This window comes from Bacteroides fluxus YIT 12057, assembly GCF_000195635.1.
Classification (GTDB): Bacteria; Bacteroidota; Bacteroidia; order Bacteroidales; family Bacteroidaceae; genus Bacteroides; species Bacteroides fluxus.
The window spans coordinates 18,698-32,955 of the sequence record NZ_GL882634.1; the positions used below are offsets into that span (position 1 = coordinate 18,698).

The following is a 14,258-nucleotide window of genomic DNA, read 5'->3' on the forward strand; positions in this document are numbered from 1 at the left end:
GTGTTATTCTTTCCAGATACTGCCTTTGTCTGCCGCCAGGCGCTCCAATACCTCGTTGGCAGTGTTGTAGCCCTGCATGAATATCTCTTCCGCTTTTTCCAGTTCCGTATTGCTGTAACCATCCAGATTATAAGGCTCTACCAGCAAATCAGCCTTCTCGCGCTCGGCAAAAGAGTTGGAACGGAACATGAAATTATATGAACGCAAGGCAATGCTGACAATGTTCATCTTGTATTTCGTAGCCATCAATGGACTGACGTTGACCGCCACCACTTTTTCGCAGATGCGTCTGATGGTGGTGACTGGCAGGTTCATCAGCAAGCCGCCATCTACATAGTGGGTTCCTTCTATCTTGACGGGAGCGAACAATACAGGCATGCAGCAGGACGCTGCAACCCGTTCGGCAATATTTCCTTTATGAAAATGTACCAGCCGCCCGTGGTCCAAATCGGTGGCGGTAATGATTAGAGGCAACTTCAGTTCTTCCAGATTCTTTGCTTTCAAGTTGCTTCTCAAGAAGTCGATGAATTCGCCTAATTCAAACAATCCTACTTTGGGAATGACCAGCTTGGTCAAGTCCTGGAACTTATGTCCGGAAAAGTAATCCAGCACTTTATGCGGCTCATTGCCGTCAGCATAGAATACACCGGCCAATGCACCGGCACTTACACCGGAAAGAATGTCCGGCTTGATATCATGTTCCAGTAAAGCCTGCATGACTCCCAAATGGGCAAAGCCCTTGATGAAACCGCCACTTAAAGCAAACCCTACCGGATATTTCTTAGTGAACCGGTTATTTCTTACTACCTCCATGTATATTTAATATTGTTCGGCACGAAATTACTTATTTTATCGGAGGGAGAAAGAAATTTGAAAGAAAAAAGTTCAAGGACAATCTAAAAAATTAGAAGCCGAAATCATCTACTTTCACTTCCTCTTCTTTCTTTTCGACAAAAGGCCGGGCTTTCTGTTGAACTTCGTTGCCTTCAACATATACGGCACGGAAGGGGCGGGCAGGGCAGACATATTCACAGCCGCCACAACCGACACAAATATCCGTGTTAACATGGGGAATGGTCAATCCGTTCCTATAAGGTACCATGGAGAGTGCTTGGGTGGGGCAATGCTCAGAACAGGCTCCGCAACTGGTTCCGTCGGTATGAACGATGCAATATCTTTTCATAAACACCACTTTCCCCATTTGTGTCAGGTGTTTTTGTTCTACGGTCAATGGTTTGATGGCACCATTGGGACAGACGTCTCCGCATACGGTACAGTCAAAGTTACAAAATCCTTTATCGAAATATACGGTTGGCTGCATCATGCCTGCCGCACCGTACTCCATGAATGCCGGTTTCAGTACATGGGAAGGACATTTGCTTACACATAAATGGCACGATGTACAATGTGCCTGGAAATGTGCCAAACTCACCGAACCGGGAGGAGTTATGGGTGTCCGTTGTTTGCGTTGCCAGTTACGTTGCCCGCCCATGCCTGCTCCCCATTTGTTGCGAGCCTGCGCCATAGCTCCGGAGGCAGCTGTAGCGGCCAGGCCGATGGTCAGAAAACGGCGTTTTGACGTATCTGCCGGCACTTCCGGTTGATCATTATCGCCCGTATGTTTTTTCAATGAGGCAGAAGGCAATGAATAAGTAAGAGCACCTTCCTTGCAACTGTCCAAACAATCGAAACAATCCACACAACGGGTATAATCTATCCGCTGGTTCCTGCTGTCAATACAGGAGGCTTTACATTGGGTGCCGCACACCATGCAGTGTGTGCATTTGTTCTCATCGATACGTATTTTGAAAAGGGAGAAACGGCTCACGAATCCCAATAAGGTACCTACCGGACATATTGTATTGCACCAGGTACGTCCGTGCTTCCAGGCAAGGAAGCCAATCAGCAGGAAGGTTAGCAGGCCTATCATGCATGAAGACATACTGATCAGAGAAGCGTCCACCTGGTAGAATGTATAATTGCCGGACTGTGAGAAGACGGATTCCAATAGATTGTTGCCGGTCATATAGACAGGTTTGAAAACGTTGGTCATTATACGTCCGAAAGCACTGTAAGGATCTAACAACCCCAATATAGCGGTAAACCCGCATAAAAAAGTAACCGTGGTCACCGCCAGTACAGTCCATCTCAGTATATTCTTGGCAGGAGAGAAGCGGAACCGTTTTTTTCTTCGGGCTGTTTTCTTTGACATCCGGTTGACTATATCCTGGAAAACCCCCATCGGACAGATGACAGAGCAATAAATCCGTCCGAATATTAATGTCAATGCTATCAGGGCAACCAAAATGAAAAGGCTGAGTGACATCAGCGCAGGTACAAACTGGATATGAGCCAATACATGGAATTGATGGGGCAATATGGCTGCAAAGTCCAGGAAGTAGAAAGTTATCAACCCGAAAAACAAAGCTGATAAGATGATTCTTGTTTTCTTTAGCATGAAATCCGTTTATTTTGAGTTTGTATCCCGTTAGATTTTAATACGCTTGATGTTCAGTCTATCCAGATCCATTGTCCCTACTTTCAGAGCCTGGCCATTGGCAAGGTGGGCTACACTGTCAAGGGGCATATCACGCACCTGGTTGAAGAACTTGGCGGCGGCCGTATCTACGGCAACGATGTCCTGCGAAATGAACAGGCCTTTGGTCAGTACTACATCGGATGCCGAACGGCCGCGCGGGCCGTTGGTTTTCATGATCCGATAGGCATCCACGACGTTGAGTACCGCTTTTTTCTGTAAGGTACAGATATCGGCAATACATTGCTGGAGGTCATTCTGATGAAAGAATCCCCGGTCCCATACAATACCCATGTGGTTCTTCATGGAAATGGTGAGATTGGCGCCTCCATGGTTTTTCAGAATGGGGACATTGATCCACACGTCACTGTCCAGGATGGCTTCATGCACCTTGGCACTCTTCATTTTTTTACCTTGGGGTAGAGAGATTGTACGGTAATAACTTTCCAGATGGGCAGGCATGACTTTGGCTCCGGCAGCCTTTGCGGCGGCTTCGATGCCGCTGTTCTTGTAGCACTTTTGCCAGTCATCGCAAGTATGGTCAAATACGGTAACTTCTTTGGCGCCGGCTGCAAAGCATTGCTTGATGATTTCAGCCACCAATTTCGGATTGGTATTTCCTGCCAATGCGGGAACTTTGTCCCAACCGATATTGGGCTTTACCACCACTTTCTGTCCGGGTTTGATAAACGCCTTCATGCCACCCATTTCTGCAATGGCACGACGGAACATGATTTCCGGTTCACCGCCCATTACGGCGACAAGATCGACTTTACCGCCTCCGGCATTGGTAAATGTCTGTGCCAGCACATCCATAGCTTCCGAATGTTGTACGGTCAGTGCTGCTCCGGCTACTGCCAGTGTTTTCAAAAAATCCCTTCTATCCATAAGGCTAACTTATTTTATGTTTATCGGTATAGAGTCCTCGCTCCGGCAATGAAGTGAGGACTTTCGGTTTGTCGTTTTATATTTTGGCAATGGCTTTCAACAGAGCGTATCCTCCGAACCACTGAATCAGCATTCCCGGAATACCCATACGGAAATCTTGCACAGCCAGGAAAAAGTCACCGCACAAAGCCCATTCAAAAGCAGTTCCTGCTACTTGATAGGTGAGAATAACACCTAACAATGCCGGTAAAGAAATCTTTTTGATGTAGCGTGCAGCAAGGGCAGCAGCTCCAGCCAGTAAGCCGGACTTGATTAAGATGGCCGGCAGAACGGTTGCGGCAGGCATGGCAAAAAGCAGGTGATTGATGACCGGAGAGAGGATAGCCGTCAACAGTCCCACGCGGAAACCATATTTATAGGCGGCAATCAACGTGAAGAAGTAAATGGGCAGCAATGTAGGTCCGCCGGCGGGTACCAAGTGGCAGAGTTGCGGCAGGGCAACATTTCCGGCTACAAACAAGAGAGCGAAGAAATAGGTCTTTACATTATCGAAAGACAGCGAGTAAAGTTTAGTAGATGTTTCCATTTGTATGACGTTAAGAAATTAATTAATATGCTATTGTTATATGATTATTCAAATTCAAAAAGGTTTAAATCTTCACCAGTTCATATTCCATGGTTCCCAATCCTATTTTCTCGGCATGACGCAAGCCTGCCAGCCAGTCAGTATCAGGGTGCATCATGTGGAATTTGTCACATCCGCACAAATCGTCGTGCTGGTGTTCGGTGGAAAGCACATTGTTGCTGTGCAAGATGGGAGTCTGGGTCACCATGTCGGCACATGCCTTGTCCAAGGCCACGGGGTCTGCCGATGCCAGCATACCGAGGTCAGGGATAATGGCGGCATCATTATGGTTCCAGCAGTCACATTCAGGAGAAACGTTCATGATGAAGCTGATGTGGAAGTGAGGTTTGTCTTTCACTACGGCAAGGGAATATTCCGCAATCTTATAGTTCAGACGTTCAGATGTATCCCAGTCGCTGACTACCGCTGCGTCATGTTGGCACAAAGCCACACATTGCCCGCAGCCCACACATTTTACATAGTCTATTTCTGCTTTGCGCTGTGCATTGAGATGCACGGCGTCATGGGCGCAGTGTTTCACGCAGATATTGCAGCCTATACAGTGTCCGGTATCTATTTTAGGTTGCGAGGAGGCATGGAGTTCCAGTTTGCCGCCTACACTGGCGCATCCCATTCCTAAGTTTTTCAAGGCACCGCCGAAACCTGCCTGCTCATGACCTTTGAAGTGGTTCATGCTGATGATGACATCTGCATCGGCAATGGCCGTACCGATTTTCGGGGCAGGGCAATATTCTCCGTTCAAGGGGATTTCCCGGTAGTCTGTACCTTTCAAGCCGTCACCTATAATAACCTGGCACTGTGCAGATATCGGGTTGAACCCATTTTCCATAGCGCTTTGCAAATGATCGACCGCATTGGCACGACGCCCTGAATAAAGAGTGTTGCAGTCTGTCAAAAACGGCTTGGCTCCGAGCGTGCGCAAGAGATTTGCCATGCGTGCCGCATAATTAGGACGGATATAGGCCAGATTCCCCGGTTCCCCGAAGTGGATTTTGATGGCTGCAAAGTTGTCTTTCAAAGGTAGTTTCTCAATACCTGCCCGTTTTAGCAGCCGTTCCATTTTATCCAGAAGGTTAGAATTCGGGGAGGTACGCAAATCAGAATAATATACTTTTGCCTTTTCCATGTTTTACCTATTTATAGTGATAGTTGTTGCAAAAATAACAGATAAAATTCAATATCAATAGGTATATCGATAAAAAAAGTAGGGGAATCCCTCTGATGAAATAGGGGAAAGAAAAATACAGGTTTGTTGTATTTGAGTATCTTTGCGGTATAACATTAAAAATAGAAAGCTGAATGATGAAAATAATCAGGAAAACGATGATGTGGCTGGTATTCGCAATTGTATGTACAAGCTGTTCCAACCTTTTTTATGACACAACTCCGGATGTGTTGCAACGTATTCAAAAGGGAATGAGTAAACAAGGGATAACCCAGATACTAGGCAGTCCACAGTACCGTCGTTTTGACCAGAACATTGAAGAGTGGGAATACACTAAAGTGTTGCCCGGTAGCAGTGGCCGGACTTCGATTATCGTGAGCTTTGAAGGGGATAAAGTAGTTGCCATGGATTCATTTGCTGCTCCTCAACTGTCTGTTTCCGTTCCCAATGAGGTAAGCGTTTCTTCTCCTACGATTTTTGTCAGGGGGATGCGTTCAGCAGACTTCCAGCGTTTTTACAATGATGTAAAAGCCAGAGGATTCAAGGATACCCAGCTTGAAATGATGGAGGAACTTGCCGTAGATAACAGTCTGAGCTGTCATCAGTGTGCGCGTCTGATGTCACTATATACCTTTGATGACGACAAGATGAAAGTCTTGAGAATATTTGCTCCCCACATTGCTGATAAGGAAAATTATGAAGAAATATTGCAGGAGTTGACTTCCTTATTCAAACGAAATGATGCAAAAGCTTTGTTGAAAGTACGTTAGAAAAAGTGCCATAAAGGTCCGTTACCGTATCCTATCTGTAAATCTTTTCCACATTCGATAGCTTTGCCGATGTACTTTTTGGCTTGACGGATGGCTTCATCCGGATGGTTGCCGTAAGCGAGGAATGTCGCTACGGCGGATGAAAGTGTGCACCCTGTGCCGTGCAGGTTATGACTTTCAATCTTCGGACCGGCATAGAGTGTGCATGCAGGCGAGGCATCTGTCTTTGCTGCCGGCAAGGGATTATGATAGAACACATCGCACATCTCGTCACTCTCCAGATGTCCTCCCTTGATAAGGAAAGAGGTATTGTATTGTCGGGACAATTCCTGTGCCGCCCGCTGCATATCCGTTATGGTATGGATGGGACTGCCATATAGCAGGCTTGCTTCGTCCAGGTTAGGGGTTATCAGAGTACAAAGAGGGAAAAGTTCCTTTTGTATGGTTTGAATGGTATCTTCCGTCATCAGATGCCGCCCGCTGGTGGAAATCATGACGGGGTCATAAACTATAAATGGGGGACGATATTTCTTCAGGCATTCGGTAATGACATGCACAAGGGATGTGTTGTGGACCATGCCTATCTTTACGGCATCGGGCTTTAAATCATCCATAACGGATTTTATCTGTGTACGGACTATATCATCCGGAAGAGGAAATACGGCTTGTACGCCCACTGTGTTTTGTGCGGTGACGGCTGTTATGACTGAAGCTGCGTATCCGCCCAAGGCGGAAATGGTCTTGATGTCGGCTTGTATGCCGGCACCGCCCGAACAGTCGGAGCCGGCGATGGAGAGAATGACGGGAGGAAGCATATTGTGATTATTGGAATATTAACTATTAATGATTAAAGGAGGAGGACAGGCATTGCAAGTATGGGAAAGCAGTTCACGGAAGTGGAACGGGATGGAAGATGCCGCCCGGTTCCAGATGTCTCCTAACAAAGCGGCGCCGCCGAATCCCAAGGCAGCTATTTCCGGAAGATGTTCCCGGCTGATTCCGCCCAATGCCATTACTTTGGAATCTATAATGCCTGCTCGGCATGCTTCTTGAAGTTCTTTGCAGGAATAAACCGGTGAGTACCCTTCTTTAGAAATACTGTCATAAATGGGGCTCAAGAATACATAGTCACATGCCGATTTACGTTTTACCACTTCATGGAGTGAGTGGCAGGAGCAGCTGATGTGTCCTGTATAACCGGCGGGTACGTGTGGATTCCGCCCATTCAGATGAATACCCTTCAGCCCGAATGCAGATGCCAGCTGGAAATGATCATGGGTGACAATGCGTTGCATATATTCCGCAGGCAGTTGGCGCAGCAGGTTTTCGGTCTCTTCTATGGATGCTTTTGGCTTGCGGAGGTGCATGGTTTCCAGTCCCGCACGGAAAAGGGAAACAATTGCGGCAACTTCTCCTTCAAAAAATTGCGGGGCAGTGATAACTATCAGTTTCATATTCTTTATCGGTTTTCTTATCAGAACGTCTGTCCGGATGCTGGTATCAGATTGACAAGATGTATGATTGCATGGTCCTTAAATCAATGGTCCAGAGTTTTCCTGCCAAAGTCTCGCCATAGCCACAAATCAGTTTTAATACTTCATTGGCTTCCAGGCTGCCCACGACGGCAGGGGTAGTACCTACAACGGAATTGTCGGGAGCAGGCATGTCCAGCGTGCCTTGTTCATCCGGGTAGAGGTCGCGGTAGGTTCTGGAATGTTCACCCTGGCAGAAGACGGAGACTTGGCCTGTCAGTCCTTGGATGGCTCCATAAACATACGCTTTGCCCCAGGAGGCACAAGTGTCGCTCAGCAGGTAGCGTGTGGCAAAGTTGTCACACCCGTCCACAATAATATCATATTTCCCTATCAGTTCGCCGGCATTGCTCCGGTCAAGGCGGAAAGGGTAAATCTCCAGATTGATACCGCTGTTTAAGGCTTGTAACCTTTTAGCGGCACACTGCACTTTGGACTGACCCACTTCTGCTTCTGTATATAACACTTGACGTTGCAGGTTACTGATACTGACCACGTCATCATCTATCAATCCGAGTGTTCCTACACCGGCACCGGCAAGATAGAGGGCGACAGGAGACCCAAGTCCTCCTACACCGACTATCAGCACCCGTGCTTCCTGTAATTTCTTCTGTCCGTCCTTCCCTATTTCGGGAAGACTGATCTGGCGGGAATATCTGTTCATTTTAAAGGTCGTTTTTAATAGCTTCAGTACTATACGCTAAATCAAAACTGGCATCCCAATCCTTCCAGACCGGTTCGCGTCCCAGGCTTCTTAAGGTGGCATCTACTTCCACGGCTTTCCGTTCGTCACTTACATGAAACTGTTCCAGCGTCTGAGGATAGCTGTAATATCCGCCTGGTTCCGTCTTGCTTTCAGCACTCATGGTGGTTACACCCAAGGTAGCCATGTGGTCGCGTATGAAAGCCGGTTCGCGGGTGGAATAGGAAATATCCACGTCATGGTCGAAGATACGCATCGCAAAAGTGACCTGTGCCAATTCACGGTCGCTCATAACGGTATTGGGCTGGAAGCCTCCGTTTTCGGAGGGGCGCATTCGGGGAAAGTTGACACTATATTTGGTTTTCCAGTAATGCTTCTGGAGATAGCGCAAATGGTAGGCCATCATGCAAATGTCCGTCCGCCACTCTTTTTCGAGACCGATGAGCACCCCCATGCCTATGGAATGTACGCCGGCTTGTCCCATGCGGTCAAAGCCGTTGACACGCCATTCGAATTTGGACTTCATGCCACGTGGGTGATAGAGATTGTAATTGGCCTTGTGATAAGTCTCTTGAAAGCAGATGACACCGTTCATGCCGTGTCTTTTCAATTCGGCATACTCTTCGGCCTTCAGGGGCATCACTTCAATTTTCAGGTTGCTGAAATAAGGTTTTGCCAAATCGAGTGCACGGGCTATGTAGGGAACACCTGCCTTTGCCGGATTTTCTCCGGTGACGAGCAAAAGATTCTCAAATGGAGCCAGCCTCTTGATAGCTTTGTATTCGTTGACAATCTCTTCCTCCGTCAGTATGGTGCGCGGCATGGGGTTGCTGATATGGAAACCGCAGTACACGCAGGAATTGGTACAGGAGTTGGTAATGTACAAAGGCACGAACATGGAAATGGTCTTTCCGAAACGCGCCTCGGTGTACTTCTTGCTTAAACGCGCCATCGTCTCCAGATAGGGAATGGCGGCGGGTGAAACAAGTGCCATGAAGTCTTCTACGTCACAGCGTTCTTTGGAGAGGGCGCGGCGCACGTCTGCGTCCGTCTTGGCATGGATACGCTCCGTGGTTTCCTCCCAGGATATTTTTTCTAATTCGTCTGAAAACATTTTGTTCTATAATATAATTAATATAGGCCTCTTTTCCGTTGACATACCTTCATGGGGTCAGGGGAGAGGCTTTTCCTTTCTCAACTCCCTTGACAACCGCATTGCGCAGAAGTTAGGCCCGCACATCGTGCAGTACTCGCCGTCCACATGCTTACCCGCATGGAAATAGCTGAATGCCCGTTCCGGGTCGAGTGACAAGTCAAATTGGTCCTTCCAGCGGAACTCGTAACGCGCTTTGCTCAAGGCATTGTCACGCACCTGCGCTCCGGGGTGTCCTTTTGCCAGGTCGGCGGCATGGGCGGCTATCTTATAGGTGATGACACCTACACGCACATCCTCCTTATCGGGTAGCGCCAGATGCTCTTTGGGAGTGACATAGCAGAGCATGGCAGTACCCAACCAGCCAATCTGCGCCGCACCGATGGCGGACGTGATATGGTCGTAGCCCGGCGCGATGTCCGTCACGATGGGGCCGAGCGTATAGAAAGGCGCATCGTGGCATTTCTCTATCTGGCGCTCCATATTCTCCTTGATCTTGTGCATGGGCACGTGTCCGGGACCCTCGATGAAGGCCTGTACATTCTTGTCCCAGGCACGCAGTACGAGCTCGCCCATCGTGTCGAGTTCGGCAAACTGCGCTTCATCGTTGGCATCGTGCGTAGATCCGGGACGCAACCCGTCGCCCAAAGAGATGGCAACATCATATTGTGCCAGAATGTCGCAAATATCATCAAAGTGTTCGTAAAGGAAACTCTCCCGGTCGTGTACCAGGCACCATTTGCTCATGATGCTGCCGCCACGGCTCACGATGCCGCACAAACGTTTCTCTGCCAGATGCACATTGTGACGGCGTATGCCGGCATGGATGGTAAAGTAATCCACTCCCTGCTCGCATTGCTCGATCAGCGTGTCACGGTAGATTTCCCAGGTGAGAGCCTCCACTTTGCCGTTCACTTTCTCCAATGCCTGGTAAATGGGGACAGTGCCTACCGGAACGGGACAGTTGCGGATTATCCATTCGCGTGTTTCGTGGATGTTTTCTCCGGTGGAAAGGTCCATCAGTGTGTCGCCGCCCCACTTGCAGCTCCACAAGGCTTTTTCCACCTCTTCTTCAATGCCGGAGGTAGTGGCGGAGTTGCCGATATTAGTGTTTATCTTCACCAGGAAGTTGCGGCCGATAATCATCGGCTCTGCTTCGGGGTGGTTGATGTTGGCAGGAAGCAAGGCACGTCCGGCGGCAATCTCCTGGCGCACAAACTCCGGCGTGATGTGTGTCTCTATTCCCAGTTCCGCACAGTTCATGTTCTCGCGGATTGCCACATATTCCATTTCGGGCGTGATGATGCCTTGCTTGGCATAGTACATCTGTGTGCAGCATTGCCCCTCTTTGGCACGATAGGGCAGGGTGATATGCTCAAAACGCAGGGAGTCGAGTGACTTGTCGTCACGGCGCATGCGTCCGTACTCTGACGTTATTTCGGGGAGCTGTTCCACATCGCCGCGTTTTAGTATCCACGGCTCGCGCAGGCGGGGCAGCCCTTTCTTCAAATCCACTTCAACGGCAGGGTCGCTGAACGGACCGCTGGTATCATACACATATACTTTGGGATTAGGAGTAATCACCTTTTCTCCGTCAACGAAATTCGTACTGGGCACTTGTTCCACTTTACGCATGGCTACACGCAATTCGGGAAACAGCGTACCCGGTAAATATACTTTCTCAGAACGGGGGAATTTTATCTTTTGGTTCATTGTATTGTACATTATAAATTTAAGAATGCTGTCAATGGTGAACTGGCTTCCGCCACGAAATTATCTGCTTGCACTCCCAAGCCTGCCTCGTATGCCATGCGTCCGGCCTCTACCGCCTGCTTGAAAGCTGTCGCCATGGCTACGGGATCACCCGCCACCGCAATGGCCGTATTCACCAGGCAAGCTGAAGCGCCCATTTCCATAGCCTCTGCCGCATGGCTCGGGGCACCGATACCTGCATCTACTACTACAGGAATATTGGCTTGTTCAATAATTATTCTCAGGAAATCTCTTGTCTGCAATCCTTTATTGGTACCGATAGGGGCTCCCAGTGGCATCACGGTGGCAGCACCGGCCTCTTCCAGTCTCTTGCACAGCGTGGGATCTGCCTGGCAGTAGGGCAGTACTACAAATCCCAACTTGACCAATTCTTCCGTAGCTTTCAGTGTTTCTACAGAATCCGGCAACAGGTAACGGGGATCCGGGTGTATCTCCAGTTTCAGCCAATTCGTGCCAAAAGCTTCACGCGCCATCTGTGCGGCAAAAACAGCTTCTTCGGCATTGCGTACGCCGGAAGTGTTGGGCAGGAGCTGGATGCCGGGATGTTGTATATGCACTAGCATGTCATCTTCCTTGTCATTCAGTTCGATGCGTTTCATGGCTACCGTCACCATTTCCGTACCGGATGCCAGGATAGACTGTTCCATCACTTCATCGGAATTGAATTTTCCGGTTCCCAAAAACAGGCGGGAGTTGAATTCACGTCCCGCAATCACTAATTTTTCCATATCAGTTGTCATATATTTATTCTTCATTTCTCATTCTCCATTCTCCATTAAAGAGATGATTCTTCTCATCTCCTTTGTCGGATTGTCGGCGTGCAATACCGTGCCTGAAAGGGCAATCCCGCTTACGCCCGCCTGCATGACGGCAGGAATATCCGCTATCGTAATTCCGCCGATGGCAACAACTGGAAGGTGTATATCTGCCTCCTGCATCCGGCGGATGATGGCTGTATATCCTTCCAGTCCCAATATCGGACTCAGATTCTTCTTGGTAGTGGTGTAGCGGAAAGGGCCGCAGCCTATGTAGTCGGCACCGGCTTCGTAGTGTTGCAGTACATCCTCTAAAGTATTGGCCGTGCCGCCTATGATATACTCTTTGCCCAATATCCGGCGTGCGTCGGCTATGGGCATGTCTTTCTTTCCGAGGTGTACGCCGTCGGCATGCAGTTTTCCCGCCAGTTCCACATGGTCATCGATGATGAAGGTGGCGCCGTATTGCCGGCAGAGGGATTGCATTTCCAAAGCCACAGGTTCTATATCTTCCATCGACGTGTCTTTCATGCGCAGCTGCACCCAGCGGCAACCGCCTTCAAGGGCCATGTGTGCGGCATCCAGATACGAATATCGTTCCGTATAATGCGTGATGAACTGCAGCTTTCCGTTTTTCAGTTTTTCGTCCTTCATCATCCTTACCCCCCACAAGCTGCTTTGATGATGATAATGGGCATATATTCCCTGAGGGCATACGTTGTCCATTCCGTGCGGAGCACTATACGGTTGTCTACGGCTACGGCAATGCCTTGTGCCGGTAAGGCTAGTTCCTCGATGAGTTGTGAAAGGGTAGTGGCACCGGTTTTCACTTCCTTGCTGTTGACCAATACTTTCATTTTTCTGTTTATTAAGAAATAAAACAATGGAAGTAAATACAAAGAAGTGCCGTTACGGCAAGTTCAGTGAAGAAAAAAATATCCAATTCCTACGGCAGTACTAACTGCATCAGGTTCGAGGGTATAATCTCAGCCCGTCGGGGCACCCCTTTGTCTTTACGGCAACAAAGGTAAGGGAAAATCGGAAATAAAAAACAAAAGAGTGCATTTTTTAATTGTGATAATTGCTTTTTGTTCATTCATCTCTTGGCGGCAAATAGAAAAAGAGACAGCCCGTAAAACAAACAAGGAGGTGTGTCAAAATAAAGATTTAGAACACAACTTACACAAATAACACAACCCCTGCTTTTTAATGACTACTGATAATCAACGATTATCAGATTCGCTTTTTTGTGTAATTTGTGTAATTTGCGTTCTTTTATCAGTTTTGACACACCTCCTTTAAAATATTATATTTAAAGAATTATGCAATGCCGTGAGCCGTTGCTTCCGGTGCAATCTTTTTGATAAGGCCCTGCAACACTGCGCCGGGGCCACATTCCGTAAAGTCGGTAGCACCGTCGGTAACCATGTTCTTCACCGTCTGTGTCCAACGTACCGATGCTGTCAGCTGAGCCACCAGGTTCTTCTTTATTTCTGCCGGGTCAGTATGAGGCATGGCATCTACATTCTGGTAAACGGGGCATTTGGGAGCGTGGATTTCCGTTGCGTTGATGGCTGCTTCCAGTTCCACTTTGGCAGGGTTCATCAACGGAGAGTGAAATGCGCCGCCTACCTTCAGCGGCAGGGCACGCTTGGCACCTGCGGCTTTCATCAGTTCGCAAGCCTTGTTGATGCCTTCTATGGAACCGGAAATAACAATCTGTCCCGGACAGTTATAGTTGGCTGCCACGCAAACTTCACCTTCGGCACTTACCTGGGCGCAAATTTCCTCTACTTTTTCATCCGGCAAGGCAATGATGGCTGCCATGGTGGAGGGCTGTGCCTCGCAGGCTTTTTGCATAGCCATGGCACGGGCATACACCAGTTTCAAACCGTCTTCAAAACTCAATGCACCGGCTGCAACCAATGCGGAGAATTCACCCAGTGAGTGACCTGCAGTCATTTCCGGCTTGAACTCGTCGCCCATGCAGAGGGCGGAAATAACGGAATGAAGGAATACGGCAGGCTGGGTAACCTTGGTCTGGCGCAAGTCCTCATCCGTACCGTTGAACATAATATCTGTAATACGATATCCGAGGATATCATTTGCTTTTTCAAAAAGTTCTTTGGCTAAAGCCGAGTTTTCGTACAGGTCTTTTCCCATGCCTACGAATTGGGCACCTTGACCCGGAAATACAAATGCTTTCATACTAACTTATTTTTTAATGTTTAATAAAAGTGATGCAAAGGTAAAGGTTTTTATGATATCCACCGCACAAATGAACTTTTTTTGCGCAATCCCCTCACGGCTTTTTCATTTAAGAAATATTGTTCATCG

15 protein-coding genes and 1 riboswitch are annotated in these 14,258 nt (G+C 48.3%); of the genes, 1 reads left to right on the forward strand and 14 read right to left on the reverse strand.

Annotated elements, in window-relative coordinates:
- Positions 1-3: 3 nt before the first annotated feature.
- The 5 genes from HMPREF9446_RS09390 to HMPREF9446_RS09410 all read right to left on the reverse strand — a co-directional run bounded on the left by HMPREF9446_RS09390 (position 4) and on the right by HMPREF9446_RS09410 (position 5,196).
- Entirely contained in the window at positions 4-813 is an 810-nt protein-coding gene (locus tag HMPREF9446_RS09390) for a patatin-like phospholipase family protein (protein WP_009125379.1), read from the reverse strand.
- A gap of 91 nt (positions 814-904) precedes the next feature.
- Positions 905-2,458 (reverse strand): 4Fe-4S binding protein, encoded by a 1,554-nt coding sequence (locus HMPREF9446_RS09395; RefSeq protein WP_009125380.1) that lies wholly within the window; start codon positions 2,456-2,458, stop codon positions 905-907.
- Positions 2,459-2,488: 30 nt separating this feature from the next.
- On the reverse strand, positions 2,489-3,424 hold the full coding sequence (locus tag HMPREF9446_RS09400; RefSeq protein ID WP_009125381.1) for a DUF362 domain-containing protein: 936 nt from the start codon (positions 3,422-3,424) through the stop codon (positions 2,489-2,491).
- Positions 3,425-3,500: 76 nt separating this feature from the next.
- Entirely contained in the window at positions 3,501-4,010 is a 510-nt protein-coding gene (locus tag HMPREF9446_RS09405; RefSeq protein ID WP_009125382.1) for a hypothetical protein, read from the reverse strand.
- Positions 4,011-4,074: 64 nt separating this feature from the next.
- Positions 4,075-5,196: a DUF362 domain-containing protein gene (locus HMPREF9446_RS09410; RefSeq protein WP_009125383.1), complete on the reverse strand. Its 1,122-nt coding sequence runs from the start codon at positions 5,194-5,196 to the stop codon at positions 4,075-4,077.
- Between the two features lie 173 nt (positions 5,197-5,369).
- Here HMPREF9446_RS09410 and HMPREF9446_RS09415 point away from each other — a divergent pair, with 173 nt between their 5' ends.
- On the forward strand, positions 5,370-6,005 hold the full coding sequence (locus tag HMPREF9446_RS09415; protein WP_009125384.1) for a DUF4476 domain-containing protein: 636 nt from the start codon (positions 5,370-5,372) through the stop codon (positions 6,003-6,005).
- Here HMPREF9446_RS09415 and thiD read toward each other — a convergent pair.
- The 9 genes from thiD to fabD form a co-directional block, all read right to left on the reverse strand.
- Positions 6,002-6,820 carry a bifunctional hydroxymethylpyrimidine kinase/phosphomethylpyrimidine kinase gene (thiD, locus tag HMPREF9446_RS09420; protein WP_009125385.1) on the reverse strand — a complete coding sequence of 273 codons (819 nt, stop codon included), beginning with the start codon at positions 6,818-6,820 and terminating at the stop codon, positions 6,002-6,004. The two genes, HMPREF9446_RS09415 and thiD, sit on opposite strands and share 4 nt — an antisense overlap.
- 18 nt (positions 6,821-6,838) lie before the next feature.
- Positions 6,839-7,459, reverse strand: a complete 621-nt coding sequence (locus HMPREF9446_RS09425) for a thiamine phosphate synthase (protein ID WP_009125386.1) — start codon at positions 7,457-7,459, stop codon at positions 6,839-6,841.
- A gap of 46 nt (positions 7,460-7,505) precedes the next feature.
- On the reverse strand, positions 7,506-8,201 hold the full coding sequence (locus tag HMPREF9446_RS09430; protein WP_009125387.1) for a HesA/MoeB/ThiF family protein: 696 nt from the start codon (positions 8,199-8,201) through the stop codon (positions 7,506-7,508).
- A 1-nt stretch (position 8,202) separates the two neighbouring features.
- Complete coding sequence (thiH, locus tag HMPREF9446_RS09435; protein WP_009125388.1) at positions 8,203-9,354, reverse strand: 2-iminoacetate synthase ThiH; 1,152 nt, start codon at positions 9,352-9,354, stop codon at positions 8,203-8,205.
- Positions 9,355-9,411: 57 nt separating this feature from the next.
- The gene (gene thiC / locus HMPREF9446_RS09440) at positions 9,412-11,106 is read right to left on the reverse strand and encodes a phosphomethylpyrimidine synthase ThiC (RefSeq protein WP_039968961.1); all 1,695 of its coding nucleotides are present in this window, start codon (positions 11,104-11,106) and stop codon (positions 9,412-9,414) included.
- Positions 11,107-11,117: 11 nt separating this feature from the next.
- Positions 11,118-11,894, reverse strand: coding sequence for a thiazole synthase (locus tag HMPREF9446_RS09445; RefSeq protein WP_039968963.1), 777 nt, complete (start codon positions 11,892-11,894; stop codon positions 11,118-11,120).
- Positions 11,895-11,924: 30 nt separating this feature from the next.
- Positions 11,925-12,578: a thiamine phosphate synthase gene (locus HMPREF9446_RS09450; protein WP_009125391.1), complete on the reverse strand. Its 654-nt coding sequence runs from the start codon at positions 12,576-12,578 to the stop codon at positions 11,925-11,927.
- 2 nt (positions 12,579-12,580) lie between these two features.
- Positions 12,581-12,778 carry a sulfur carrier protein ThiS gene (gene thiS / locus HMPREF9446_RS09455; protein WP_009125392.1) on the reverse strand — a complete coding sequence of 66 codons (198 nt, stop codon included), beginning with the start codon at positions 12,776-12,778 and terminating at the stop codon, positions 12,581-12,583.
- A 69-nt stretch (positions 12,779-12,847) separates the two neighbouring features.
- Positions 12,848-12,938, reverse strand: a riboswitch (TPP riboswitch).
- Between the two features lie 303 nt (positions 12,939-13,241).
- A complete protein-coding gene (fabD, locus tag HMPREF9446_RS09460; RefSeq protein ID WP_009125393.1) occupies positions 13,242-14,129 on the reverse strand; it encodes an ACP S-malonyltransferase in 888 nt (295 codons plus the stop codon).
- Positions 14,130-14,258: the final 129 nt, after the last annotated feature.